This is a genomic window from Paraburkholderia fungorum (assembly GCF_046026025.1).
Classification (GTDB): Bacteria; Pseudomonadota; Gammaproteobacteria; order Burkholderiales; family Burkholderiaceae; genus Paraburkholderia; species Paraburkholderia fungorum_E.
On record NZ_JAQQFL010000053.1, the window covers coordinates 22,873 to 47,708 of the forward strand.

Annotated in this window: 23 protein-coding genes; 14 read left to right on the top strand and 9 right to left on the bottom strand. The window is 61.5% G+C overall.

Annotated features, from left to right (window positions below; all coding sequences use genetic code 11):
- Window positions 1-87 precede the first annotated feature (87 nt).
- A complete protein-coding gene (locus tag PQR67_RS36130; protein WP_408467582.1) occupies window positions 88-717 on the bottom strand; it encodes a LysE family translocator in 630 nt (209 codons plus the stop codon).
- Between the two features lie 155 nt (window positions 718-872).
- Between PQR67_RS36130 and PQR67_RS36135 the strand changes: the two genes are divergently transcribed.
- Window positions 873-1,340, top strand: coding sequence for an Lrp/AsnC family transcriptional regulator (locus PQR67_RS36135; protein WP_408467583.1), 468 nt, complete (start codon window positions 873-875; stop codon window positions 1,338-1,340).
- A 65-nt stretch (window positions 1,341-1,405) separates the two neighbouring features.
- On the top strand, window positions 1,406-1,639 hold the full coding sequence (locus tag PQR67_RS36140; protein ID WP_408467584.1) for a hypothetical protein: 234 nt from the start codon (window positions 1,406-1,408) through the stop codon (window positions 1,637-1,639).
- Window positions 1,640-1,888: 249 nt separating this feature from the next.
- On the opposite strand, the gene PQR67_RS36145 is transcribed toward PQR67_RS36140, so the two are convergent.
- Complete coding sequence (locus PQR67_RS36145; protein ID WP_408467585.1) at window positions 1,889-2,365, bottom strand: OsmC family protein; 477 nt, start codon at window positions 2,363-2,365, stop codon at window positions 1,889-1,891.
- A 108-nt stretch (window positions 2,366-2,473) separates the two neighbouring features.
- Here PQR67_RS36145 and PQR67_RS36150 point away from each other — a divergent pair, with 108 nt between their 5' ends.
- Window positions 2,474-3,115: a GntR family transcriptional regulator gene (locus PQR67_RS36150; protein ID WP_408467586.1), complete on the top strand. Its 642-nt coding sequence runs from the start codon at window positions 2,474-2,476 to the stop codon at window positions 3,113-3,115.
- A gap of 3 nt (window positions 3,116-3,118) precedes the next feature.
- Here PQR67_RS36150 and PQR67_RS36155 read toward each other — a convergent pair whose 3' ends face one another.
- A complete protein-coding gene (locus PQR67_RS36155; protein WP_408467587.1) occupies window positions 3,119-3,457 on the bottom strand; it encodes a hypothetical protein in 339 nt (112 codons plus the stop codon).
- A gap of 180 nt (window positions 3,458-3,637) precedes the next feature.
- On the opposite strand from PQR67_RS36155, the gene PQR67_RS36160 reads away from it, so the two are divergent.
- From PQR67_RS36160 to PQR67_RS36180, 5 genes are all read left to right on the top strand, one after another.
- Window positions 3,638-4,282, top strand: coding sequence for an HD domain-containing protein (locus PQR67_RS36160; protein ID WP_408467588.1), 645 nt, complete (start codon window positions 3,638-3,640; stop codon window positions 4,280-4,282).
- Window positions 4,283-4,396: 114 nt separating this feature from the next.
- Complete coding sequence (locus PQR67_RS36165) at window positions 4,397-5,116, top strand: glycine zipper 2TM domain-containing protein (RefSeq protein WP_408467589.1); 720 nt, start codon at window positions 4,397-4,399, stop codon at window positions 5,114-5,116.
- A 103-nt stretch (window positions 5,117-5,219) separates the two neighbouring features.
- Window positions 5,220-7,226, top strand: coding sequence for a bifunctional DedA family/phosphatase PAP2 family protein (locus PQR67_RS36170; RefSeq protein WP_408467590.1), 2,007 nt, complete (start codon window positions 5,220-5,222; stop codon window positions 7,224-7,226).
- Window positions 7,227-7,894: 668 nt separating this feature from the next.
- The gene (locus PQR67_RS36175; protein WP_408467591.1) at window positions 7,895-8,836 is read left to right on the top strand and encodes a phosphate acetyltransferase; all 942 of its coding nucleotides are present in this window, start codon (window positions 7,895-7,897) and stop codon (window positions 8,834-8,836) included.
- Window positions 8,837-8,850: 14 nt separating this feature from the next.
- The gene (locus PQR67_RS36180) at window positions 8,851-10,029 is read left to right on the top strand and encodes an acetate/propionate family kinase (RefSeq protein ID WP_408467592.1); all 1,179 of its coding nucleotides are present in this window, start codon (window positions 8,851-8,853) and stop codon (window positions 10,027-10,029) included.
- A gap of 97 nt (window positions 10,030-10,126) precedes the next feature.
- Here the strand turns inward: PQR67_RS36180 and PQR67_RS36185 are convergent, their stop codons facing one another.
- The 4 genes from PQR67_RS36185 to PQR67_RS36200 form a co-directional block, all read right to left on the bottom strand.
- Complete coding sequence (locus tag PQR67_RS36185) at window positions 10,127-11,887, bottom strand: PAS domain S-box protein (protein WP_408467593.1); 1,761 nt, start codon at window positions 11,885-11,887, stop codon at window positions 10,127-10,129.
- A 53-nt stretch (window positions 11,888-11,940) separates the two neighbouring features.
- Window positions 11,941-13,050, bottom strand: a complete 1,110-nt coding sequence (locus PQR67_RS36190; protein WP_408467594.1) for an ABC transporter substrate-binding protein — start codon at window positions 13,048-13,050, stop codon at window positions 11,941-11,943.
- 361 nt (window positions 13,051-13,411) lie between these two features.
- On the bottom strand, window positions 13,412-13,714 hold the full coding sequence (gene flhD, locus PQR67_RS36195) for a flagellar transcriptional regulator FlhD (protein WP_408467595.1): 303 nt from the start codon (window positions 13,712-13,714) through the stop codon (window positions 13,412-13,414).
- 406 nt (window positions 13,715-14,120) lie between these two features.
- Complete coding sequence (locus PQR67_RS36200; RefSeq protein ID WP_408467596.1) at window positions 14,121-14,822, bottom strand: FadR/GntR family transcriptional regulator; 702 nt, start codon at window positions 14,820-14,822, stop codon at window positions 14,121-14,123.
- Between the two features lie 236 nt (window positions 14,823-15,058).
- Here PQR67_RS36200 and PQR67_RS36205 point away from each other — a divergent pair, with 236 nt between their 5' ends.
- The 6 genes from PQR67_RS36205 to PQR67_RS36230 all read left to right on the top strand — a co-directional run bounded on the left by PQR67_RS36205 (window position 15,059) and on the right by PQR67_RS36230 (window position 21,670).
- Window positions 15,059-16,609, top strand: a complete 1,551-nt coding sequence (locus tag PQR67_RS36205) for a sugar ABC transporter ATP-binding protein (protein ID WP_408467597.1) — start codon at window positions 15,059-15,061, stop codon at window positions 16,607-16,609.
- A complete protein-coding gene (locus tag PQR67_RS36210) occupies window positions 16,602-17,633 on the top strand; it encodes an ABC transporter permease (RefSeq protein ID WP_408467598.1) in 1,032 nt (343 codons plus the stop codon). The genes PQR67_RS36205 and PQR67_RS36210 overlap by 8 nt, the downstream gene beginning before the upstream one ends.
- 37 nt (window positions 17,634-17,670) lie before the next feature.
- Window positions 17,671-18,618 carry an ABC transporter substrate-binding protein gene (locus PQR67_RS36215; RefSeq protein ID WP_408467599.1) on the top strand — a complete coding sequence of 316 codons (948 nt, stop codon included), beginning with the start codon at window positions 17,671-17,673 and terminating at the stop codon, window positions 18,616-18,618.
- A 305-nt stretch (window positions 18,619-18,923) separates the two neighbouring features.
- Window positions 18,924-19,934: a zinc-binding alcohol dehydrogenase family protein gene (locus PQR67_RS36220; protein ID WP_408467600.1), complete on the top strand. Its 1,011-nt coding sequence runs from the start codon at window positions 18,924-18,926 to the stop codon at window positions 19,932-19,934.
- Window positions 19,935-19,966: 32 nt separating this feature from the next.
- Entirely contained in the window at window positions 19,967-21,127 is a 1,161-nt protein-coding gene (locus PQR67_RS36225; protein ID WP_408467601.1) for a mannitol dehydrogenase family protein, read from the top strand.
- Window positions 21,128-21,328: 201 nt separating this feature from the next.
- The gene (locus PQR67_RS36230; RefSeq protein ID WP_408467602.1) at window positions 21,329-21,670 is read left to right on the top strand and encodes an L-rhamnose mutarotase; all 342 of its coding nucleotides are present in this window, start codon (window positions 21,329-21,331) and stop codon (window positions 21,668-21,670) included.
- Window positions 21,671-21,825: 155 nt separating this feature from the next.
- Here PQR67_RS36230 and PQR67_RS36235 read toward each other — a convergent pair whose 3' ends face one another.
- Complete coding sequence (locus PQR67_RS36235; protein WP_408467603.1) at window positions 21,826-24,078, bottom strand: LamG-like jellyroll fold domain-containing protein; 2,253 nt, start codon at window positions 24,076-24,078, stop codon at window positions 21,826-21,828.
- A gap of 405 nt (window positions 24,079-24,483) precedes the next feature.
- The gene (locus tag PQR67_RS36240; protein ID WP_408467604.1) at window positions 24,484-24,762 is read right to left on the bottom strand and encodes a hypothetical protein; all 279 of its coding nucleotides are present in this window, start codon (window positions 24,760-24,762) and stop codon (window positions 24,484-24,486) included.
- Between the last annotated feature and the right edge of the window lie 74 nt (window positions 24,763-24,836).

Here is a 24,836-nt window from a genome sequence, read left to right on the forward strand (position 1 = left end):
CACGTACGACAGCCGCCGCATCCCGCCCCTTTCGCTACCGATCATGAACGTCGCGCCACCCCGCATCGACGTCTGCAAGTTCCGCAGTCAATCCAGCGAAAGCCGCAATGCAAAGCCGATCAACGCTGCCGAGAAAGTCCAGCGCTGCAGTGTTTGCGCGAGAGGATGGGCCCGCATCCAACCGGCGATGCGCGCCGCGCCGATCGCATACATGGCGTCGAAGCACACGCCGATCGCGAGCAGCACCAAACCCAGCTCGACCATCTGCAGCGCAACCGGCCCGGCTTCCGGGCGCACGAACTGCGGCAGGAGCACCGAGCAGAACAGCAGCGCTTTCGGGTTCAACAGATTGGTCAGCAGGCCCTTCACGAACGCAGCACGCAACGGCTGCGATTCGCCGCCCGCCGCGCCGCCTTCAGGCAACGCGAATACGGGTGAACGGAAGATCTGGACGCCGACCCACGCGAGATAAACCGCGCCGCCGTAGCGCACCACGTCATACAACCAGGGCGCACTGCGCAACAGCGCCGCCACCCCACATGCCGACAGCGTGACGTGCGTTGCCCTCGCCAAACCCAGGCCACCGGCCGCCGCGAAGCCGCTGCGCACGCCACGTCCGATACTGGTCTGCAGAATCAGTGCCATGTCGGGTCCAGGCACCGCGTAGACCACAAACAACGCAGCGATATAGACGATCAGAAGGTGTGCGGAAATCATAAAAGCCTCTTGTTTTTAAGGGCTCTATCTTGCTACTGTCGACGGAGGGTTTACTGGCGAAATACAGGGGAACGAGCTTCAATTTTGGAGGAATACGCTAATATATTCCTCCCGCATCACGTTTTCCGCCAACGCACTGCAAACGCCCCAAAACCATGACAACTGATCTCGACAAGACCGACCGCGCGATCCTCGCCGCGCTGCAGAACGACGGCCGCATGTCGAATGCACGGCTGGCAGAGATGGTCGGCCTGAGCGAGACGCCTTGCGCTCGCCGCCTCAAGCGCCTCGAAACCGAGGGTTATATCGACCAGTACCGCGCGATGCTGTCGCGCTCCGCACTCGGCCTCGGCGTGGTCGCGTTCGTCTACGTGCGTTTTGCCGTGCACGACCGCGCGGTGGCTACCCGTTTCGAACGCGAGGTGCAGGCCATGCCGCGAATTCTGGCGTGCCACAACGTGTCGGGCAGCGCCGATTACATCCTGCAGGTGGTTGCGCGCGATCTCGACGATTACGGCACGTTCATGCGCGACGAGATGCGCAGCCTGCCGGGCGTGACGTCGGTGGAATCAGCCCTGTCGCTACGGGAAGTCAAGGCGAACGGCGGGTTGCCGCTGTCCTGAACGCGGACATGGCATAGTCACCCATTTGATATGGCGCGAGCCGACCAGACGAGTACGGAGTTCTCATGGATCACGAAAAGGCGAGAGCCGAAGAAACCGCCGCGATGGCGCGCGTATTGACCGCCACCACACGGGTGCAGGCGGCCTTCGCGTCGCTACAATCGCAATTCCCGCCGGCCGGCAGCGGCCAGCCTTCGCAGTTCGCGCTGCAAACGTTCGACGCCGCGTTGCAGGAACTTGAAGACGCCCAAGCCGCATTCGACGAATTGCTCGGCGATCTGCTTGACGGCAATCGCTGAGTGGCATAGCGGGTCTATTCACTGCGTAGCCGCGGCGTAGGACGCGAGCGGTGACGGTCTTCAGTTCCATCGAGGCGGCCATCGCGTTATTCGGGGTCGTAAAGCGGACTTGACCGTTAGTTGCGTATTGACGTCCTGGATGTGGAATGCCGCAAACCCCCACGCGCCCCGCACTGTACTGCCTTACCTGATCAGTGCGTTGCGCTTGCCCCACCCTCTACCAGATACCGGTCAAGATCCCGCCATCTGTCACGCCCCATCGCTCGTAATGTCCGGCTCGCACAGAATCGGAAAGTTGACCGAGTTCGCGACATAGCACTTCTCATGCGCCACATGATGCAAGTGCCCCGCGAGTTCGAGATCGCCACCGGCCTGGATAACGACCTGCGGGCGCAACACGATCTGCGAAAAACGCCCCTGTTCCGGACTATCGAGCATCGTGCCTTCGGCATTGTCGCGATAGCTCAGAACGACGATGCCCGCGTCCGAGCAAAGATGCAGATACCAGAGCTTGTGGCAGGCAGACGCCGAGGCGACCAGCAGATCTTCCGGATTCCACCGCTTCGCGTCGCCGAGAAACGCCGCGTCTGATGATCCGGGAATGTCGGGCTTGTTCCCCGCAGCGATGATGTGGTCCCGTCCATATTCACGGTATCCCGAGGTGCCGCTGCCGCGGTTGCCTGTCCACTGCACCGATACCGCGTATTTATGCTCGCCGTACGCCATGTCACTCTCCTTGTTGTTGACCCGAAACTGAATTCGCAACACAGGCATTCTATCTGTGCGCAGTCAATTTGGTATACCATTATTCCAAATGACAAGGACTCGCCGCACATGGAACACAAACTGGATTCGACCGCCGACGCCATTGCCGCCTCACTGCGCGAACTTATTGCGGCCGGCGAACTGGAGGACGGCGCACGGCTGGTCGAGCGCGAACTCGCCGATCGATTCGGGGTGAGCCGGGTACCGATGCGAGAGGCCATACAAAAGCTCGAGGGCGAAGGTCTGGTCGAGCTGATGCGCAATCGCGGCGCCGTCGTGCGAACCCTGACGGAGTCCGACGTGGACGAGATCTACGGCCTGCGTATGTTGCTCGAGGGAGACGCCGTCTTCCACGCGGTCAAACGCATGGATAGCGAGACGTTATCGCGCGCCGAACTCGTTCATCGGCTTCTGGGAGACGCCGATACCGCGCAACGACAGGGCGAACTGAATCGCGAGTTTCATGAGTTGCTGTACCGCCCTTGTGCCAACGGCCGGCAGTTGAAGGCGATCCGCGAATTGCGCGCTCAGGTGGAACGCTACGAACGTTTGCAAGGCACCTTGCTCGCCGACACTCAAGCGTTCCAGGACGAGCATCTCAAGATTCTCGAAGCATGCGAGGCCGGTAACGCCCGCCTTGCGCGATCGATGACGGTGGACCATCTCGCGTCGGCCAAGCGCATCGTTGTGCAACTGGTTCGAGCTGAGTGACGATTACTGCCCGAACGCTCTTCCCGTCACATTCGGCGCCCGCGGATCCGGGCTCATATTCAGACTGGTACCGTTCGCCCGCATGTTGTTGAGCACCGGACCCGACCCCACGTTCCCCGCCCCGCCAATCGCGGGGGGACTACCCACCGTACCCAGGCCCGGCGTTGGGTTCGTGCCTGGCGTGCCGGTCCCCGAACTCGTCCCCTGCCCCGCGCCGTTGGCGCCGCCTGCCTGCAAACCGCCCGCCCCATTGGCGCCGAGGTTGGTCGACTGTGCATAGGCCACGCTCATCAGCCCCATCACCAACACCGACGTTAGAACACTCTTTGTTGCGATTTTCATAACCCGCTCCGTGACGCCGTCAAATTGCCCGGCCGAACGCCTCGCACCAGGCGACGATGCTTGAGAACGAACCCGGTCAAACAGTAAGACCGGCCGCCGAGCACGTTTGTTCATCGCCGAAATTCAGGGATTGATCGACGATCGGCGATAATCCCCGGCTCTTTTTTCTCGCCCGACACCATGACGAAACCCGCCTTCACCCCCTTTCAGGAACTGGCTTCGATCCTGTTGCCCCATGCATACGACGACAACGGCGACGGCTCGCATGACACCTCGCACCTGCAGCGCGTCTGGAAGAATGCAGCCGCCATCCATGCGGAAGAAGGCGGCGATGCACAGGTACTGTTCGCGTCGACGCTGCTGCATGACTGCGTCGCGGTAGAGAAGAATTCGCCGCTGCGCGCCCAGGCTTCGCGCCTGTCAGCCGAAAAAGCCGCGCGCGTCCTGACGTCGCTCGGCTGGCCGGACGCAAAAGTTCAGGCCGCGGCGCACGCGGTCGAGGCGCATAGCTTTTCAGCCGGCGTCGCGCCAACCACGCTGGAAGCAAAAACGCTGCAGGACGCCGACCGGCTCGACGCGATCGGAATGCTGGGTGTCGCGCGCTGCTTTTACGTGGCCGGCCGGATGGGACGTGCCTTATACGACCCAGCCGACCCGCACGCGACAGCGCGTCCTCTGGACGACACGGCGTACACGCTCGACCATTTCCACACGAAGCTGTTGAAACTGGCATCCGGTTTTCAGACGGCGACCGGCGCGCGCCTGGCAAGTATTCGCCATGACCGTCTGCAGCGCTTCCTCGACGAATTCACCGACGAGATCTGAGCGGCCCCAGTCTCGTCGGCAAGTTGTACAAATGCTTACAAAGCAGCATGCGATTGGCGTACACCGGCGGCGCTGCTGCGGCGTTATTGCAGGCATCTACCCGCGGAGCCCGCAATGAACACCAACCTCACCCCCAGCAATCCGCAACGCAATCGCATTCACCCCCTCATCGCCGGCGCAGCCGTGGCCGTCATTCTTGCGAGCGCCACCGGCGTCGCGGCGATGACCGGCCTTCTGCCGACCTCGCACGCCGTAACGGAGCCCGCGCAGCCCGTCGCCGCGATCGCGGCGCAAGTCGCGAGCGCACCGGTTGCCGCGCCCCAATCGCCCCAGCTTCAGCAACCGGTTCAGCAGCCGGCCCAGCAAACCGTCCAGCAGGCCGCACCAGCACGTCCGCGCGTCCATCACACGCACAGCGCGCCCGCTGCGGACGCGCCGAGGTACGCAAACAATCAGGGCTACCAGGCACCGTATCAATCCGCGCCGGCAAGGCCGGTCGCCGACCCTTATGCGGGCGAAGTCGTCGCCATCAATACGGTTCAGGCGCCTGAGCCGACCACCGGCCTCGGCGCACTGGGCGGCGCGGTCGCGGGCGGGCTCGTCGGCAACCAGATCGGCGGCGGACGCGGCAAGATTCTCACCACCATCGCGGGCGTTGTCGGCGGGGGCCTCGCCGGCAACGGCATCGAGCACGCGGTGCGCAAGCAGACCACCTATCAGGTCCAGGTGCGCATGCAGGACGGCAGCTATCGCAACTTCAGTTACCCGACTCAACCGGACGTCCAGATCGGCGAACGGGTTCGCGTATCCGGCGATTCGCTGACAGCGTCGTGAGGTCTTGCGGCCGGTATTTCACCGGCCGCCTGTCTGCAAGAATGTAGGGAAACGTCGCGCGCGTTATGATCAACCGTTAGTCCAGAACGGCTGATCGCGCACGATGGAGCACGCCTACATCCACCTTTTGCATCTGCTTGCCGGCCATCCGGCATGGACACTCACGGTCATCTTCCTTGCAGCCTTTCTGGAAGCCATCGCGGTCATCGGCACCTTCGTCCCGGGCAGCACGGCCATGTTTCTCGCCGGTGCGCTGGTCGGCACCGGTTCACTGGGGATCGGCTGGGTGTTCCTGTCGGCGATTGCCGGCGCCATTGCCGGGGACGGCATGAGCTTCTGGATCGGCACGCGCTATAAGGCCAGCATCGTCCAGCTCTGGCCGTTCCGCACCCATCCACAGGTACTCGAGGCCGGCCACCGCTACTTCCAGAAGCACGGCGCCAAAAGCGTCGTGTTTGCCCGCTTCATCGGACCATTGCGGGCGATCGTACCCGTGGTGGCGGGCATGCTGGGCATGACACCGGCGCGCTTCTACGCAATGAACGTGCTGTCGGCGCTGTTGTGGGCTCCCGCGCATATCCTGCCGGGCGTGGTATTCGGCGCCTCGATATTGCTTGCCGGCGCGGTGTCGTTCCGCCTCGTCGTCGTCATCGCGTTGCTGGTGGCTATCGTCTGGCTGAGCTTTCGCGCGATGGGGTTCCTGCTCGCGCATGCCAGCGCGTGGTCGAGCGCGGCGGGCCGCTATCTGGGAAGCTGGGCGTGCCGCCACCCTGGCCCGTTCGGCCGGCTCGCGCGGCGACTGCTGGACCCCGAACAACCGGATGCCAGCAGCGTCATCGTGACTTCGCTGATCGTGCTGGCCTCGGGCGCGCTTTTCTTCGGCGTTCTCGAAGACGTCATCAGCGGCGACCCGCTGGTCGGCGTCGATCTTTCCGTCTATCACTTCCTTCAATCGGTGCGCACGCCCTGGAGCGACACCGTCCTTGCCGGGCTCGCCACGCTCGGCAGCGTCTTCACGCTGACTGCGCTGGTCGCGACGGTGGTGGTGTGGATGCTGGTGGAGCGGCGTTGGCGCACCATCGGTTACTGGCTCGCCGCGGTGGTGTTTTCACAACTACTGATCCTCGCCCTGCAGTTCGCCATGCACCGCGCGCCGCCCAATGAACTGCTGTCCGACGCCTACGTGTTTCCAAGCAACCACGTCGCCGCGACGGTGATCGTCTACGGGTTCCTGGCGTTCCTGCTCGCGCGACGGGTCGGCATGCTGGAAGGCCTGTTCGTGGCGACCGTGAGTACGGTCGTCGTGTTCGTGGTCGCGCTGGCGGGACTTTACTTCGGCCGATACTGGGTCTCCGATGCGATCGGCGGCGCCGCGCTCGCGTACATCTGGGTGGCTATCGTCGCGCTGACCGCGATGTTGCGGCATCCCGAGGTGCCGCCCTCACGCGGCTTCATGCCGGTCCTGGTTCTGGTGGTGATGCTGGTGAGCGTGGGCGTGCAACTGAGCGTCAATCCGCCCGTGCCGCCCCCGGACAACACGCTGCGCCCGCCGCCCGTGCTGGTGACGCAGGCGCAGTGGACGCAGTCGGTGTGGAAGACGCTGCCATGCTATCGCTCCGATATGGGCGGCGATCGCAAGGAGCCGCTCACGTTGCAATGGGTGTCGAACCTCGATTCAATCAGGGGACAACTGCGCGCGCAGGGATGGGTGGAAGGCACCGACCTGTCAGCGCACAGCCTGCTCTCGCTCGCCTCACCGAACGTGGCGGCGGTATCGTTGCCGGTCTTGCCGAAGCTGAACAACGGTGTGCCCTCGTCGCTGGTCTTCATGCGTCCCGGCAGCGCGCGCGACGAACGCGACGTCCTGCGCTTCTGGCCGAGCGGCTATACCGTGGATAACGGTGCGTCGACCGCCCCGCTGTGGGTCGGCGCTTTCGCACACGAGCGGCTCTCCCGGGCATCGTGGCCGATCAATATTCTGCGGGTCGACAAAGAAGCGTCGTCATTCGATGCTCACGCCAAAACCAGCGCCGGTCTCGCCGCGGCGCTCGTGGCCAGAGTGAGTTGCCACGGCGTGCCGGTGTCGCTGTTGGCCTCTCCGGTGGAATGAGCAGCGGTTTGCCTGAGTTTGCCTGGTTCTGCCTGGTTTTTTCGGGTTTTGCCTGGATCAGCGTGCTCGCCGCACTTCTGCGGAAAACGCCCTGCGTTCAATCACTTGGCAGCTTTGGCCAGGACTTGTCCACAAGGATATGAACATTTTCTGTGGATAACCCGGGCGATGTCATTCGCAGATTTTGGTCATGTTCGGGGCGCAAACCTCGAGGGGAAATTCCCTGTTGCAAGCGACGATGTGTCGATGAAGTCGCACGCGGAACAGAGCGCGCACCATGTCGGCCTGACGATGTCAGTTTTAATCAATATGCATCGTACTCCTCATATCACCGACCTCAGTGTGGCAAGAAAAATTTCGCCCGAGTCCTCGTGCAAGATAGCGTACCCGGCTCAACTGCATCGATTACTGATGCATGATCGAGGGCATTCCGATTCCAATTGCCAGACCCATCATCACAGCCTAAACTGCACCGGGGCGATGCAGTGCGGCACCGCGCATAACAGCGCTTAATCAACGATTCTTCTGCCGCGAGAGATCGCCTGATACTTTTGTCGCAATGTCATTTCGCCGCCCTATTGATCGTTGATCTTATCTGGCATGAACGCGAGTGCCCGATGGTTGTTCGCCGCCAAAACCCGCAACCCAGCTAATCGGAGGCACAGAAGATGGAGCATAAACGCGAGAAATACGAGCGGCTGGTCGCTTTCGCCACAACGCTGCCGCCATTGCCAACCGCCGTCGCCCACCCATGCGATCACGATTCCTTGTCCTCGGTGATCGAAGCCGCCCGCCTCGGGCTGATTGCGCCGATACTCGTGGCGCCGCGCGCCAAGCTCGAGACAGTCGCGCGAGAAGGCAAGCTCGAGCTCGGCGATCTGCCCATCGTCGACGTGCCGCACAGTCATGCGGCGGCGGAGATCGCCGTGCAACTCGTGCATGAAGGCAAGGCGGAAGCACTGATGAAAGGCTCGCTGCACACGGACGAACTGATGGCCGCGGTCGTCGCGCGAGGCACGGGACTGCGCACCGAGCGGCGCGTCAGCCATTGCTTCGTGATGGACGTGCCCGGCCGCGCGGATGCCTTGATCATCACCGACGCGGCCGTGAACATCGCACCGACGCTCGACGAGAAGCGCGATATCGTCCAGAACGCCATCGACCTCGCACACGCATTGCGTTTTCCGGCCGCGAGAGTGGCAATCCTCTCCGCCATGGAAACCGTGAACTCCAAAGTGCCGTCCACGCTCGACGCCGCCGCGCTGTGCAAAATGGCCGACCGCCAGCAGATCACGGGGGGCATTCTCGACGGCCCGCTCGCTCTCGACAATGCAATCAGCGAAGAAGCCGCGAAGATCAAAGGCATCTCGTCGCCCGTGGCCGGCCATGCCAATGTGCTGGTCGTACCGGACCTCGAAGCCGGCAATCTGCTCGCCAAGAGCCTGTCGTTTCTCGCCGGCGCGGATGCCGCCGGCATCGTGCTGGGTGCGAAGGTGCCCATCATCCTCACCAGCCGCGCCGATTCTGTGATCACGCGGCTCGCGTCCTGCGCGGTCGCCTCGCTCGTCGCGCTCGCGCGGCGCGAGAAATCCGCCGCCGCCATCGTCTAGAAAGGGGCTCACGCATGGACGTCATTCTGGTCATCAATGCGGGATCTTCCAGTATCAAGTTTCACGCGTTCTCGGCAAGCGACGGCAAACTCGACCCCATCGCCGGTGGCAAGATCGAAGAGATCTACAGCAACCCACGCTTTCAGGTCAAACGGCAAGACGGTGAAATCGTCGAAGACAAACGCTGGCCTGCGGGCGAACGTCTGGGCCACGACAACGCGATCGCATTCCTGCTGGAATGGCTGCGCGCGCACGCAGGCGATGCGCGCCTGCTCGCCGTCGGCCACCGCGTCGTGCATGGCGGCGAACGTTATTCAGCGCCCGTGCGTGTCGATGCGAACGTGCTCGCCGAGCTTGAGGCGCTCATCCCGCTCGCGCCGCTGCATCAGCCGCACAACCTGGCGGCGATCCGGTCGATAGCGGCGCGTGATCCGCGGGTGCCGCAAATCGCGTGCTTCGACACCGCGTTCCACCATACCCAGCCCGCCGTGGCGACCCGCTTTGCGCTACCGCCCGAAATCACACAGCGCGGCGTGCGGCGTTATGGGTTTCACGGTCTCTCGTATGAGTACATCGCGAACGTTCTGCCGCAATACGACGAACGCGCTGCGTACGGCAAGACAGTCGTGCTGCATCTCGGCAACGGCGCAAGCATGACGGCGCTGCAGCACGGCAGGAGTATCGCCAACACGATGGGCTTCACAGCCGTCGAAGGGCTGGTCATGGGCACACGCTCGGGAAGCCTGGACCCCGGCGTGGTGCTGTGGATGATGGAAGAGGCGCACATGGATGCGCATGCGATCGAAACCCTGCTCTACAAGCGCTCGGGCCTGCTGGGCGTCTCCGGTATTTCGAGCGACATGCGCACCCTGCTAGCGAGCGACGCGCCTGCTGCCGCAGAAGCCGTCGACCTCTTCTGCTACCGGATCTCGCGTGAACTCGGTTCGCTCGCGGCCGCGCTCGGCGGGATCGACGCCATCGTATTCACAGCGGGTATCGGCGAATATGCGGCGCCCGTACGCGAACGCGTGTGTCGGGCGGCCGCATGGCTGGGCGTCTCGCTCGATACGCAGGCGAACGCGACGCACGGGCCGCGCATCAGCGATCCGCAAAGCGCCGTCGACGTCTGGGTCATTCCAACCAATGAAGAACTGATGATCGCAAGGCACGCACTACACCGACTGGAGGAGTAAGCATGGACACGCTTTCTACTGTCGTTAAAAATTCATTCACTGCACACGTCCTGATTCAAAACGGAATACTGACCCACCGGTCGTTTCTGGGTGGACATCAACAAACAACGGCATCTTCCTGAACGAAAAGTCGCACGACAGAGCCAGAATCGGGCGCGCTCTCAATGTGCAGCTTCGCATCGATCAATCTGGCGCGCTCGGCCATGCCCTGCAGGCCGTACGAGTACCCGGCCCGGGCGGCAACCATATCAAAGCCGCGGCCATTGTCGCTGATGGTCAACTCGACACCCGCTTCAGTGTTGCCCAGCGTCACATCGACACGCGATGCACCGGCATGGCGGGCCACGTTGGTCAGCGACTCCTGCACGATACGGAATAGCGCTGTCGCGCGGAAATCCGAGAAGGTTGGTTCGGATCCCTTGACATTGAAGTAACACGGAATGTGGGTGTGACGGGAGAAATCCCCGGCGAGCCATTCCAGCGCGGAGGCAAGGCCAAAATTCAGCGCGACCGGCCGAAGGTGGCTGGCCACGTTACGCACGATCTGGATGGTTTGCTCAACCAGATCGCGCATCTGCTCGGCTTTTTGCATGGCGGGGGAACCGGCCACCAGTTGCATCCTCAGCAACGACACGTCCATTTTCAACGCAGTCAGCAACTGCCCGAGTTCGTCGTGAACTTCCATCGCGATATGCTTTCTTTCCTCCTCGCGAATGGCTTCCAGATGGGCCGACAACTGCTGCAGCCGTTCGCGCGACGCCAGCAGTTCCAGCTCGGTCCGTTTGCGCACACTGACTTCCAGTTCGAGCTGGTCGCGATGGCGTCGCAGGTTCTCCACTGCCTGCTTGCGAGCCGTGATATCCGTCAGCAGGCCTTCAAGTCCCATCACGCTGCCGTCGTCACCTGTCACGCGGCGTGCATTCAGTTGAACCCAGATCGGGGTTCCGTCGAGACGCCTTAACTGCAGCTCCAGTCCCACTATCTCACCCTGCTTGCGCAGAATGTCGAAGAGGGTTGCAATTTGCTCCGGCGAGAACGGCTGTTTGCAGGGGGCGTTCGCCGCAGCCTCGATAAGGTCGTGCACGTCGCGACAGCCGAGCAGTTGCGCCATTGCCGGATTAGCTTCATTCAGTCGCCCGTTCGTATTGAGCAGGAAGATACCTTCGAGGGCATTCTCAACGATACTGCGGTATTTCCGTTCACTAGCGCTCAGAGACACCGTCGATTCCTGAAGCCGGTCGGCCATGACATTGACGCGCAAGGCGAGCCTGCCCAATTCATCGCCTGATTCAACAGCGCAGCGCGCATGAAAGTCGCCGCTCGCGATCCGGTCGACCATCTCCTCAAGACAGTTGATCGGGTTGCGTACCATTCGCTTGAGCAACAGGAAGGTCGCGGCGTAAAGCACGGCAACGACGGCGGCGATCAAGGCAAGAATGGCCAGGCGCGCGTCGCTGATCGCCCGTTCGGCCACCGCCTTGGTCAGGACGACACGAACCTCGCCGATCTTTTCCCTCGGCACATTGCCGGGTGGGGTGTACTCGATTGCCCTGACACGCACCACGCTGTCGCGGGGGCTCGGCTGGATAGCGCTTCCCGCAGTGGACACCGTGCCGTAGCCCACTGCCGTAACCGTGAATTGAGCCACTTCGGGATTCGGCGCAAGCGCGGCAAGCTGGCCGTTGATCGCGCCAAGATCGATGTTCCACAAAGGTTGAGCGAGCGAGCGGCTGAGCAGATCCGCGATCCGGGTGGCGCGCTCGTCCAGTTCGGCGAATCGGTGCTGCCGTTCGTGCGCGACGAGCCCATACGCCGAGGTGCCGGCCACTATCGCGACAAGGACGACGAGCGCGACCATCAGTTTGGTATGCAAACTGGGCGAGCGTAGCGTAAGCCGTGGGGACACACGCATCATGAGACCCTGGATGTAGTGTTCAGCAGATACCGGAGATTGAAGTCGTAGGGGCCCGGACGCGGATATCGGGTTTTCGAATACAGGCCAAAGTCGAGTATCGCTCCGCTCCTGAAAACGACGTCAGCGTAACGGACCGCGTTCTTGCGGTCGATCGTCGTCAGAAAGTCGAGCTTCTGGCGCAGACCTCCGTTCGCGGCAAAGTCCTTGCCCTGATTGTGATCGTGCAACAGAACCATCGCCCAGGCGCCGATGAAATAGTCGCCTGCCATCATGGCCGCCAGACCGCCGTCGGCCACCCTGGTCAGTGCCTCCGGCAGCGCGCCTATGCCCCCCACCAGAACGCGCGCATTGCGCGCGCTGACAGCGTCGAGTGCCCCGAGCGTCATCGCATCGTTGGCGGCCCAGATCACGTTGGCATCCGGATAGCGGGCTAGCAGCACGCGTGCCTTCTGATCGCTGTCTTCATAGCTCCAGTCGCTGAAGACCAGTTGGCAGGTGCGCGCATTCGAGGCGTGGTACAGGAAGTCGTCAACGCCTGCAGCGCGCTCCAGCGAGACCGGCGTGTTGGGGTCCCCCGTAATGCCAATCACCGCCGCTCCGCTCTGGCCGAGTCGTTGATACAGAAACTCCATCAACCGGTACCCGGCGCGTTCGGCGTTCGCCGTCAACGTGCCAATCCAGTTCGGAATCCGTTGCCGTTCATTGCCGACCGTAAGGCGCTGTGCAGGTGTCAGGTCATTGTGGATCAGCAAGACCTTTGCGGGCGAGTGCGCCAGCGTCTGCAGCATCCGTGCCGCGGCCATCTTTTCGTTGACGATGACTATGTAGTCCGGCGCGTCGGTGCGGCGCGCAACCTGCTCTGCCTGGCGCTGCATCAGTAGATGGTCACGTTCCGCGTACAGAACCTCCAGTTGCATATCGAAGGTCTGGGCCGCCATCGCCATGAATCGGGAGACGAGTTGCCAATGCTCTCCCGTACCGCGTTGCACAGCCTCGCCTGGGTTGAGGAATACCACGCGCGGCGCGCGCCGCGCGGAAAAAACCTGTCCGGATACGCCGCTCAGGCCAGCGTACACGCCAGTGAGCAATGCTTGTCTACGATTCATAAGACGATTCACTCAATTGCCGCCGGGCGCGTGATCACGGGTCGTACAAGGGTCGCAATTACGCACTGGGCACAGTCAGGTGCATTCTACGTGCCACGCCGTCCGGGGCAATATTCACTTTAGGACCGACTGACTTTCGTAACGGAGATCGAGCTAGTGCTCTGGATCGGCCACACTGACCACCGAAAACGAAAGGATAGCGAAATCGGTTGCAAGCTCAAAAGGTCCGCGAAAGCTGGCGCTAGCGCATAGGGACGCGACCCCACGGGGACTCTTCAGAATGGCAATGGGCTTGTTGGCGCAGGACAGGTCTCTCATAACAGATCGGTGAGCGTGAAGACCAGGAAGAAATGACTTCAGCTCAAGCGCACTGTCCGATCGGCTTGCACACCGGCGACCACACCATCCCGGCAACCTCAACCTGACTTTGCGTCAGCGCGGACAGCACCGTGTGATCATTAAAGCGGAACGAGCAAAGCATCTGCGGAACAGAGGCGAGTCTCGTGATCTCCTTGAGCGAAAGCGCCACCAGAACGTCGGCCACTTCCGACGATACGCCGAGACTGATCATGCCCGAGGCTTTGTCTTCCACAAGCAGGCGTTGGATCAGCAAAAGATAAGACAGATTCATCTCGCGTATCAAGCGGTGCGTGTCGTGTTCCATTTCAACTACCTCCCGTGATACCGGCGGGATCGTCCTCATTTTGAAGGCACGACGCAGCGAACTGACACAACAACCTTCACCGTATGGGGATACTAGATGCGCGGCAGGTGCCTCGCTATCAGGACACCCGGAAACCGAACTAAACCAATGCTGAATCTTCCGTAAGGTACTCCCTACCCCGCACGCTGCGCCGCCCTGCAGTAGTTCGCCCAAACAGATTTTCACTGCCCGACAATCCGGGCCCGCCAGCGCAACGTTGTCGATGCCTTAATCTGCTTTGTTCTCCTGATTCTGACGCACCGCCAACGAACAAAAATCAACTTCATGGTTGTGCCGGAACCGGTCTGTGATCGCTACGGAGAAGGGATCGAGAAAAATCCGGCTCTGGGCGCCGGCAGTCAGTTCCTCAATCTGTGCCCTGCTTCAACGCGCCGCTTATCCATCGCTGCTCGGAAGCCCCGAGATGCGCTCTCATTGCTGTTTGCGCGGCGATGGGGTCGCCGGCTTGCAGGGCCTTTAGCACGTCCTCATGTTCCTGTACCGCCGCGGTCCAGGTTTGAGCGCTTTCCGTGTGGCCACGCATCGCGGCCGCGATAGGATCGTGGCGGCCATCGAACAGTTCTCCGACAAAGCGGCTGAGCACCGAGTTACCTGCGGTTTCCGCAATCAGCATGTGGAATTGCCGGTCTGCTTCGACGGGCGATTTGCCCGCTGCCGCCAGTCTACGCATGCGCTCGATCATGCGGCGCAAGCGGTCCAGCGTGGCCGCCGTCATGCGCGCAGAAGCAAGCACGACCACGCTGCCTTCAATAGCGGCGCGCGCCTGCATCAGCTCCGACGGACTGTCGCCAAGCGCGCCCATCGCGCTCACGTCGTTCGCGCTTCCATCGCGCACATAGACGCCCGACCCCATCCGGATCTCTATCTGGCCGCCGATCTCCAGCGCGATGAGTGCTTCACGCAGCGATGGACGTGACACGCCAAGCTTTAACGCCAGTTCACGCTCAGGCGGCAGCCGTTCACCCGCCGGAAACTCCTCCTTGCGAATCAGCGCGAGGATCTCGGCGGCAACGGATTGGTAAAGCCGCTTTGGTTCTGTCGATTTCATATTGCAGGGTTATTACCAGTCATAGACGACGTCAAGGGTCGTTCGACAACTCTAGCATAACCGCAGAAAGCCCCACTTGACGGTCGATTCACCCCCAGCCCAGCCTCCAGCAATTTCGGTAAGATCAATTTCATAAATTAGTATTGGCTTGACCAATTATGGAAATTTCTGTTTAATTCAAGCAAATTGGACTGACCAGCGCGCAGCGCCAGATCGGCCGTTCCACAGGAGACGCAATGACGATGCTTCACGGTCCTGCCAGCCTTGCTGCCGAGCTCCGCGAGTTCCCCGACCGGGAAATCTTGCGCCTGGAGGGCATCGGCAAGCGCTTTCCGGGCGTCATCGCCCTCGACGGCATTCACCTCGATCTGCGGCGCGGGGAGGTCCACGCCGTCTGCGGTGAAAATGGGGCGGGTAAATCCACGCTGATGAAGATCATCAGCGGCCAGTATCGGCCGGACGAAGGCACCATTCGCTATCGCGGCGAAGCGGTGCGGTTTCACTCGACCACCGAGGCACAGGCGGCCGGGATCGCGATCATTCATCAGGAGCTCAACCTCGTACCGCATCTGACGGTGGCGGAAAATCTGTACCTGGCACGCGAGCCCAAACGCGGACCATTTGTCGACTCCCGCAAGCTCAACGCCGACGCGATGCGTTGTCTCGCACGCGTCGGCCTGAACGTGGCCCCGACGACGCCGGTCGGAGTGCTGTCCATCGCGCAGCAGCAAATGGTCGAAATCGCGAAAGCGCTGTCGCTCGACGCTCACGTGCTGATCATGGACGAGCCCACCTCGTCGCTCACCGAATCGGAAACGGTCCAGCTCTTTCGCATCATCAAGGAGTTGCGAGCGGCAGGCGTGGCGATCCTTTACATCTCGCACCGTCTTGCGGAAATGGCGCAAATCGTCGACCGCGTGACCGTGCTGCGCGATGGCCGCCATATTTCCACCGACGACTTTTCCGCGCTGAGCGTGAACGACATCGTTGCCCGCATGGTGGGACGTTCCCTCGAAGACGCGTATCCGCCGCGGCAGTCGCGCCCCACCGACACCGTGCTGCTGAGCGTGCGCGACCTGAGTCGGGCAGGCGTCTTCGGTCCGGTTTCATTCGAGCTTCGCAAAGGCGAGATCCTCGGCTTCGGCGGCCTCATGGGCGCCGGCCGTACCGAAGTCGCCCGCGCGATCTTCGGTGCCGACAGGCTCGACGGCGGCACGATTACGCTTCACGGGCAGCCCGTGACGATACGCTCGCCGCGCGAGGCCATCCGTCATGGCATCGCCTACCTGTCGGAAGACCGCAAGCAGGACGGTCTTGCGCTCGCAATGCCCGTCGCCGCGAACATCACGCTTGCGAACGTGCGGGGCATCTCGTCGCGCGCCGGCTTCCTGCGTTTTAGCGAAGAGGCTGCGGTTGCGCGGCGCTACGTGCAGGAACTGGCTATCCGCACACCATCAGTCGGCCAGATCGTACGCAACCTGTCCGGGGGCAACCAGCAGAAAGTCGTGATCGGCAAGTGGCTCTATCGCGGCTCGAAGATCCTGTTCTTCGACGAGCCCACGCGCGGTATCGACGTGGGAGCCAAGTTCGCCATTTACGGGCTGATGGACAGGCTCGCGGCAGACGGCGTCGGTGTCGTACTGATCAGTTCGGAGTTGCCGGAGCTGCTTGGGATGACTGATCGAATTGCTGTCTTTCACGAAGGCCAGATGACGGCGCTTCTCGAAACGAAACAGACCAGTCAGGAGGAAATCATGCACTTTGCTTCGGGGCACACACATGCTTGAAATGACATCGGATCGGAACCCGGCTGTGGATCGGACGGCGCGTCAGCGGCGTCGCGATCTCATCCAGAAGTTCGCGGCACTGGGCAGCCTGGTAGCACTTGTGATCGCGTTCTCCATCACGAGCACGGCTTTCTTCTCGGTCGGCAACATGATGACCGTCAGCTTGCAAGTGACCTCCATCGCATATCTTGGCGTCGCCGCCACCTGCGTGATCATCACGGGCGGCATCGACCTTTCCGTGGGCTCGGTGCTCGCGCTTGCAGGGGTATCGGCGGCGCTGCTCGTGAAGGCCGGCATGCCGGTGCCGGTTGCCATGCTCGGCGGTATCTCGGTGGGCGGCCTGTGCGGTTTCGTCAATGGCATCTGCGTAACGCGCATGGGCTTGCCGCCATTCATCGCGACGCTCGGCATGATGCTGGTCGCACGCGGCCTTGCACTGCAGATCACCGGGGCACGCCCCGTCTCCGATCTCGGCGATGCGTTTGGCGTGCTCGGCAACGGTGCGTTGTTTCGCGTCTCCCGTATCGGTTCTGACGGTTTTCCGGACACGACCTTTCCCGGTATTCCCTACCCCGTCGTCATCATGATCGTGCTGTTCGTCGCGGGTTCGGTACTGCTCTCGAAGACTTCGCTCGGCCGTCACATCCACGCCGTCGGCTCGAATGCGGAGGCAGCGCGACTTTCCGGCGTCAACGTTCAGGGCGTCAAGCTCTTCACTTACGTACTCTCCGGTGTGCTGGCCGGCGTGACGGGATGCGTGCTGATGTCCCGGCTCGTGACCGGCCAGCCTAACGAAGGCGTCATGTACGAACTCGATGCGATCGCGAGTGCGGTGATCGGCGGCACCTCGCTGATGGGCGGCGTGGGCGCGATCTCCGGCACGGCGATCGGCGCGTTCGTGATCGGAGTGCTTCGCAACGGTCTGAACATGAATGGAGTATCCAGTTTCATTCAGCAGATCATTATCGGCGTCGTCATTCTGGGCACCGTCTGGATCGACCAGTTGCGAAGCCGGAAGCGGTGACCACAAGAAGTTTAACCACGCGACATAGGAGCGAGACATGAAGAAGTTCCCATTACGGGCGGTATCGGCACTGCTTTGCACGATGTTCACGACGGGGGCGTATGCGGCAGGCGGCGAGATCGCTGTGATCGTCAAGACGGTCAATTCGAACTACTGGCAAAACGTGCAGAAAGGCGCGAATGCCGCGCTTGGCGAGGCGAAGGGCTATACGATGACCTTCCAGGGACCGGCTGCTGAATCGGCTGTGGCCGACGAAGTCAATATGGTCGAGAACGCAGTCAACCGGCACGTCGCGGGCATCGTACTCGCGCCGTCCGATCCTGATGCCCTCGTGCCGGCTATCAAAAAGGCGTGGGAGGCGCACATTCCGGTCGTGCTGATCGACTCGGCACTGTCGGATGCAGGCAAGCAGTATTACCAGTCGTTCCTGTCCACCGACAACGACAAGGCCGGGGAACTGTGCGCGAAGGCGCTGATCGATCGCGTCGGTCAGACGGGCAAGATCGCCATCATGTCCTACGTGCCTGGAGCCGGATCGGAAATCGGGCGTGTTGGAGGCTTCCGAAAGTACATCGCTGCCCATTCGAAGCTGCAAATCGTCGGGCCGTACTATTCGCAGTCGCAGATGGCTACCGCGTTGAATCAGACGACCGACGTGCTTTCGGCGAATCCCGATCTGAAGGGTATTTTCGGCGCCAATGAACCCACCGCCGTCGGCATGGGCCGCGCACTCAAGCAGTCCGGGAAGGCAGGAAAACTGGTGGCCATCGGCTTCGACGGCAACCAGGACCTGCAGGACTTCGCACGCGATGGCACGATTCAGGCGATCGCCGTTCAGGGATCCTATCAGATGGGCTACAAGGGTATTCAAACCCTGGTGAACGTCGTCGAACACAAACCCGTCGCGAAGCAGGTCGATACGGGCGTCGTCATGGTCGACAAGCAAAACCTCGATTCCCAGGAAGCCAAGAACGTCCTCTACTGATGCAACTACGGACCTGCGGCGATGCTACGCCGGATCGATGCAGGTCCGTTTCAGTCCTTCACAGTCCCGTTCCGCAACCTGTATTCCTTCATATTGGCCCCCGGTCTATGAATGCTCATGAATTGCGCGCCTTGCCTCGTAGCAATCCGCGGTAATTACGGCGAGTGGCTGTCCTCGTGCGAAGACGACTGCGAGCGTCTTTTTTGCACGGCGGCACTCCCCGACGTGTCCGGTGGCAATGCATGCCGTTTCTATCGCGTCGGCGTATGACACGCCGCACTTAACCTGATCAAAAGGAAACCACCATGCTTAGCGTCATTTGCGAATCCCCGGGCGTCTTGCGCGTACAACAGCGCGACATACCCGCGCGCGGAAACGGCGAAGTGCTGTTGCGAGTCAGTCGCGTCGGAATTTGCGGCACCGACCTTCATATCTTTACAGGCAATCAGCCCTATCTGGAATACCCGCGCGTGATGGGCCACGAACTTTCCGCGGTGGTCGTCGAAGCAGAGCCCGACTCGGGACTTGCCGCTGGCGACGGCGTCTACGTCATGCCGTATTTGTCGTGTGGACACTGCGTTGCGTGCCGCCAGGAGAAAACGAACTGTTGCGTCAGCATCAAGGTGCTGGGCGTGCATCGCGACGGCGCGCTCACCGAGTATCTCAGCGTGCCGGCGCAGTTCGTGCACAAGGCCGAAGGCGTGACGCTCGATCAGGCCGCGATGCTCGAATTCCTCGCCATCGGGGCGCATGCGGTGCGACGGGCGGATGTTCTGGCCGGCCAGCGGGTGCTGGTGGTCGGAGCGGGTCCGATCGGTATGGCCGCGATGATCTTCGCGAAGCTGCGTGGCGCCACCGTGACCTGTCTCGACACGCGCGCCGACCGCCTCGCGTTCTGCCAGTCGCACCTGGGCGTGGATGCCGCCGTCGCGGTCGGCACGGACGATACGGCGCAGCTCGCGTCGCTGACAGACGGCGAGTTCTTCGATGCTGTCTTCGATGCGACGGGGAACATCGACGCGATGAACCGCGGCTTCGGCTTTGTCGCGCACGGCGGCAAATACACGCTCATCTCGATCGTTCCAGGCCAGGTGGCATTCTCCGACCCCGAGTTTCATAAACGCGAAACCACCCTGCTCGCGAGCCGCAACGCCACCACAGTCGACTTCGAAACCGTGCTCGAGGCAATGCGCGCGGGACGCATTCCCGACCAGGCACTCAACACGCACCGCATGCAGCTCGCGGACGTGCCGGACGCGTTCCCGCGTCTGCTCGAACCAGGGCAGACCGTGGTGAAGGCGCTGGTGGAGTGCTGACCGGTGGCGGCTGACCAATCGGGACGGGAAGGATGACCGAACCTATACTTCAGTTTGGCACGAGCCGATTCCTCCTGGCTCACGTCGCGCTGTTCGTGTCTCAGGCGCTCGAGCGCGGAGATGCGATCGGCGGCATCAGCGTCGTGCAGACAACCGGGAATCCATCAAGCCGCGCGCGTGTCGCTGCGCTCTCGCAAGCGGGCAACTACCCCGTGAAAATTCGCGGCGTGGAAGGTGGCGTGGTCGTGGACAAAACGATCGAATGCCACGCCATCCGCACGGCATGGACTGCTGATCAAGACTGGGCTGCAATCCGACGCGTGACGATCGAAGACGTGCGGGTCATCGTATCGAACACAGGCGATACAGGCTATCGGCTCGACGAGCGTGATTCGGCCGCCCTACTGGCGAACCCTACGCGCGCGCCCCACAGTTATCCCGCCAAACTACTGACGTTGCTTCATGCACGATGGTGCGAGAGGTCCGGTGCGGGCGTGTCAATCTTTCCGTGCGAACTCGTTTCGAACAACGGCGACACGCTTCGGGACGTCGTGCTCGGTCTGGCCCAACAATGGGCGCTTCCCCAGACTTTTGTCGGCTATTTGCTCGAGGACTGCGTGTGGGTGAACTCCCTGGTCGACCGCATCGTATCCGAGCCAATCGATCCGGTCGGCGCGGTAGCCGAGCCCTATGCGCTATGGGCAATCGAGCGTCGCGGCGGCATGCAGCTTCCGTGCGTACACGAGAACATTGTGCTCACGGGCGATTTGCGCAGTTACGAGCGGTTGAAATTGTTCTTCCTCAATCTGGTCCACACCTGGCTGGCCGATCAGTGGCTCAACGAGCGCCGCGCTTCGTCCGAAACGGTTCTCGACGCGATGAACGATGTCCGGCTGCGAGATGGAATCGAGGCAGTCTGGCAGCAAGAGGTTCTTGAGGTATTCATTGCAATGGGCTTGCGTAGTCGCGCTGAGTGTTATATCGCGAGCGTGCGCGAGCGGTTTCTCAACCCGTACCTCAATCATCGAATCGCGGATATCGCCCAGAACCATGTCGAAAAGGTCAGGAGGCGGATATTGCCGCTGATCGAGCTCGCGGATTCGCTCCCGCTGCAAGCGGATCAGCCGCGTTTGCGGAGCACCTTGACGAGGCACGGACTGCTGCCGACAAGGCAACGCGTCTCCCAACGTTGATGACTTTCACCTTCCCGCAATCATGGAGTTGCAAAGACAGTTCAGCAAACAACACGATTGATTTGATGATCGCAGACAACACTAAAATGCGCGACGGTAAACGGTTCGTCGACCGCACACAGGGCGGGCTGTCCGTCAAACGACACGCTTCGCCGTCAACCCGCTCGCGGTCGATTGGCTTGCTTATGAAATGGAGCACCTATGCGGTACTGTCTTGCCCTTGATCTGAAAGATGATCCGGATCTGATCGCGCGTTACGAGGAGCTTCACCGTGAGGTCTGGCCGGATGTCATCCGGCACATACGCGAGCATGGCGTCTTGAGTATGGAGATTTATCGCTTGGGAACGCGATTATTCATGATCATGGAAACGGACGACGTCATATACGACGCCGACAAAATGGCTCGTGCCGCGCAGACTAATGCGGCGGTTCAACAATGGGAAGATTTAATGTGGACATTCCAGGCTCCCACGCCCTGGACACCGGCCGGACAAAAGTGGGTGTCGGCGATTCGGATATTCGACTTGCAGCAATCGCAATGACCTTTTCAACCTGTCGAGCTGAAGACGGAAAGCGATGGGGCGGGTGAAGCGCACGGGCGGAGGTCGTGACAGAACAGCGGCGTCACCGTGATATCGCCCGACTCCAGCCGGGCGCCGCGTGCGCGCCGCCCGGCCCGTGCGGTCAGCGTAACCGTTCAAACGGACGACATCCCCTGCGCAAGCCCCGTAACCTGACTGGCCGAAAGCGCGCCGCGATAGATTCGGAATTCGTCGATGAGGCCGTTGAAATACGGATCCGCTGAATACTGCGAACGTCCGATCCAGTTCTGCGCTGTCGGACCGAGGCGCCACGGCGCAAACGGAACGTTGCTCAAGCTGTTCGCTGCCGCGCCGTTGATGTAGAGCGTTAGTGTCATGCCTGACAGCGTAACCGCAACGTGCGTCCATTGGCCTGTCGGCAACGCCGCAGTGCCGTCGAGCCGATATTCGCCGTACGCCCCGTTGGTCGTGATCGCAAAGCGCACACTATTGTTCGGGCCACCCTTCGGCGACAGGTATAGGGAGCGTCCCGTGCCCGCGCCGAAATCGAATACGCGCTGCCACGCTGCGCCGCCGTTCCAGAACACCCACGCCGCGACCGTGAAATCCGCCACGTCGGCGACGAGGTCGTCGGGCAAGCTCACGTAACCGCTCGAGCCATCGAACGAAACGGCGTTGTTCGACTTTCCGGCCGCATGCGTGACCCCACCGACGAGTGTGCCTGCATGACCGTTGCCGCTCGAATCGGCGGCGGTGGTGCCGCTGGTTTCGTCGAACGTCAACCAGGTATGCAACTGCACCCCATTGACAGCGATGGCTTCAGCCGAGTTTGCGCTCTCGCCCGACGACGTCTGAGCGCTCACGACATAGTACCAGGTGCCCGGCGACGGACTGTCGGTGTACGTCAGAGGATCGGCGACGCCGCGAGCGATCGTCGCGTACGGGCCGCCGGAGTTGGCCGCGCGCTTCACGTTGTAGCTCGTGCCGTTGGCAACGCCCCACCACGACAGCACAACCTGTCCCGCGCCCGGCCATGCGGTCAGCCCGCTCGGTGTGGCGGCCGGCGCAACGGGGTCACGGGTAAAGGTCAAGGTGCCGTAGCCCAACTGATCGAAAGCCCCGCTCGCGTTGCCGGTTGGGCCGCCTTCCGGCTGGACTTGCGAGGCCATCTTCTGCGTCCAGGGCGCCGCAAGGCCCTTCCGGTTGACGTAGTGGTTGTACACGAGCGCCCAACACGGACGAAGGGTCGGTTGCGAGGCCGTCGAGAGCTGCGTCTGCGAGACGTCCTTGTTGGTGTAGGTCAGATAAGGAACCGTGTAGATGGTCGTGCCGTCCGGCTCATACAGATTGGACTTCGCAACATACTCCGCGCCGGCGAGGAAGCGATTGTTGTCGTAGCCGTACAGATCGATGCCCTGGTTCCATGCCATCTCGCAGATCGCGCCGCCGAGCGCGATGCCGAGCGTGGTGTGTCCCTGATCGCGGCCGGTCTCCTGCCATTGTCCAAGGTAGCCCGGATGCAGATAATAGACGGCCTGTCTGATCGCTCCGTTGCCGGGGCCGGAGAGGAAGTAGTTGACCGCCTCGTCGAACAGCGAATGATCGTCGCACAGCACGCCGATCGCCATGATCGAAGCGATGTTGCACAGATCCCAGTTGGCCCAGTAATGAGTGATGTCCGTGCCGTTGTGGCCGTTCAGGAAGGCGATGTTGATCGGATAGAAGACGTTCTTCATCATCGACTGGAATGCGGCGAGGTCTGCTGCCGACAGGCCGGGATAAGTCCGCATGATCTCGCCGACAATCGCGAACTCGTAGCCGTAGATGCCTGCGGCGAGATCCTGGTTCGAGTCGCCCGTAACCTGCTGCAGCGTCGAAGACCATCCGTTCATGATCTTCACGGCCGTGTCCGCGTGTGTCTTACTGCCAGTCACCTTCCAATACACCGCATTGGCATAGGCGGCCGCGATGTTCTGCATCAGATGCGGATAGCTGCCGCCCGTTGCGGTACGCGTGATCACGGACTGTGCGAGGAGTGTCTGATCCGCATTCGAATGACCGTTTGCGGTCAGCGCCTGCCAGCCGTCGTACCACGGCGCAGCCTGCGCGCCGACCTTGGCCGCCATCCGGTCGAAGTCCGACTGCAGATGCAATAGACCGGGATGCACGAAGGCCGCGCTCGTCGAGACGGCGGTCTCGCCGGTCGCGGCTCGGGCGAGCGTGTCGTTCGCTGCCATGGCCAAGGCTGGCGCCGCGCCGTTGCTCCCTCCCGCTGAAGCGACCGAGACCTCTCCGCCGCATGCCGATAGCGCAAGTGCGCCGAGGCTGTACAGAAACGTACGCCGTGAAATGGCCGTGCTCCCGTCATCGTGCCCGGTGCTCGGGCTGCCCTTCTGAGTGTTGGCCAAAAATGCTCTCCTTGGGTTCAAAGAATGTATGAGGTGATGCATCAGCGCAAACGTTTGCTCTCCGGCCGACATCACTGGGAGAAGAGACGTGCAGCCTTAATAACGGCTGGTGCAATAGAAGGCTTTAGGAAGAAATCGGATTTTCTTTAAGCAAGGCGAATGGTCATATTTTGCATAACGAAATAATGACCGAGAATTCGATTCGATGCATCGCAGTAGCGACTGAAAAATTTAATCTCGCGAAGTTCAACCTCAAGGACCCCGTGCTGTGTGTGATGCCCATGCCACTTGTCGTCAATGCTGGAGCCAGGCATAAGAACGCTCCGAGGTTTTGCACACGAGTTGGCATCACGCCAGCGAGCTCACTTCTGCGCTTCGGGAAGCGTCAATAGGTGCCCGACGTCTCTACCCTTTTAAGGTTTTCAGGATGCTCTCGGTCATTCCCTCTAAAGTGGCTCGATACTCAGAAGGAACCGGAAGCTCGTCCATAAGCGACAACACCTCGTCAATGCCTAGTCGAAACGAATGACTGATCATGGCGCTCTGAGAGGGCGTCAGATAGGGTAAAACAGCATCAAGGAATTTAGTGAGGACAATCGCGCGTGCTCCAATCACGGATATTGCCTCGGTATTCTGAGTTGCCAATTTTTTGGCGATCTGAAGCAGTTCTTCGGCATTGTTCATTCTTCACTCCCCCTTGGACATTTTGTCAGTCCGCATCGACACCTTCCAGCGAAGCTGGAGATAGCCGGTTGAGC

Bases quoted from the DNA above. Each gene is read 5' to 3' on its own strand.
- PQR67_RS36205 (WP_408467597.1), top strand. From the start codon at position 15,059: ATGACGATGCTTCACGGTCCTGCCAGCCTTGCTGCCGAGCTCCGCGAG.
- flhD (WP_408467595.1), bottom strand. From the start codon at position 13,714: ATGGAACACGACACGCACCGCTTGATACGCGAGATGAATCTGTCTTAT.
- PQR67_RS36180 (WP_408467592.1), top strand. From the start codon at position 8,851: ATGGACGTCATTCTGGTCATCAATGCGGGATCTTCCAGTATCAAGTTT.
- PQR67_RS36170 (WP_408467590.1), top strand. From the start codon at position 5,220: ATGGAGCACGCCTACATCCACCTTTTGCATCTGCTTGCCGGCCATCCG.
- PQR67_RS36175 (WP_408467591.1), top strand. From the start codon at position 7,895: ATGGAGCATAAACGCGAGAAATACGAGCGGCTGGTCGCTTTCGCCACA.
- PQR67_RS36240 (WP_408467604.1), bottom strand. From the start codon at position 24,762: ATGAACAATGCCGAAGAACTGCTTCAGATCGCCAAAAAATTGGCAACT.
- PQR67_RS36215 (WP_408467599.1), top strand. From the start codon at position 17,671: ATGAAGAAGTTCCCATTACGGGCGGTATCGGCACTGCTTTGCACGATG.
- PQR67_RS36155 (WP_408467587.1), bottom strand. From the start codon at position 3,457: ATGAAAATCGCAACAAAGAGTGTTCTAACGTCGGTGTTGGTGATGGGG.
- PQR67_RS36190 (WP_408467594.1), bottom strand. From the start codon at position 13,050: ATGAATCGTAGACAAGCATTGCTCACTGGCGTGTACGCTGGCCTGAGC.
- PQR67_RS36160 (WP_408467588.1), top strand. From the start codon at position 3,638: ATGACGAAACCCGCCTTCACCCCCTTTCAGGAACTGGCTTCGATCCTG.
- PQR67_RS36225 (WP_408467601.1), top strand. From the start codon at position 19,967: ATGACCGAACCTATACTTCAGTTTGGCACGAGCCGATTCCTCCTGGCT.
- PQR67_RS36220 (WP_408467600.1), top strand. From the start codon at position 18,924: ATGCTTAGCGTCATTTGCGAATCCCCGGGCGTCTTGCGCGTACAACAG.
- PQR67_RS36200 (WP_408467596.1), bottom strand. From the start codon at position 14,822: ATGAAATCGACAGAACCAAAGCGGCTTTACCAATCCGTTGCCGCCGAG.
- PQR67_RS36150 (WP_408467586.1), top strand. From the start codon at position 2,474: ATGGAACACAAACTGGATTCGACCGCCGACGCCATTGCCGCCTCACTG.
- PQR67_RS36210 (WP_408467598.1), top strand. From the start codon at position 16,602: ATGCTTGAAATGACATCGGATCGGAACCCGGCTGTGGATCGGACGGCG.
- PQR67_RS36145 (WP_408467585.1), bottom strand. From the start codon at position 2,365: ATGGCGTACGGCGAGCATAAATACGCGGTATCGGTGCAGTGGACAGGC.
- PQR67_RS36230 (WP_408467602.1), top strand. From the start codon at position 21,329: ATGCGGTACTGTCTTGCCCTTGATCTGAAAGATGATCCGGATCTGATC.
- PQR67_RS36130 (WP_408467582.1), bottom strand. From the start codon at position 717: ATGATTTCCGCACACCTTCTGATCGTCTATATCGCTGCGTTGTTTGTG.
- PQR67_RS36165 (WP_408467589.1), top strand. From the start codon at position 4,397: ATGAACACCAACCTCACCCCCAGCAATCCGCAACGCAATCGCATTCAC.
- PQR67_RS36185 (WP_408467593.1), bottom strand. From the start codon at position 11,887: ATGGTCGCGCTCGTCGTCCTTGTCGCGATAGTGGCCGGCACCTCGGCG.
- PQR67_RS36135 (WP_408467583.1), top strand. From the start codon at position 873: ATGACAACTGATCTCGACAAGACCGACCGCGCGATCCTCGCCGCGCTG.
- PQR67_RS36140 (WP_408467584.1), top strand. From the start codon at position 1,406: ATGGATCACGAAAAGGCGAGAGCCGAAGAAACCGCCGCGATGGCGCGC.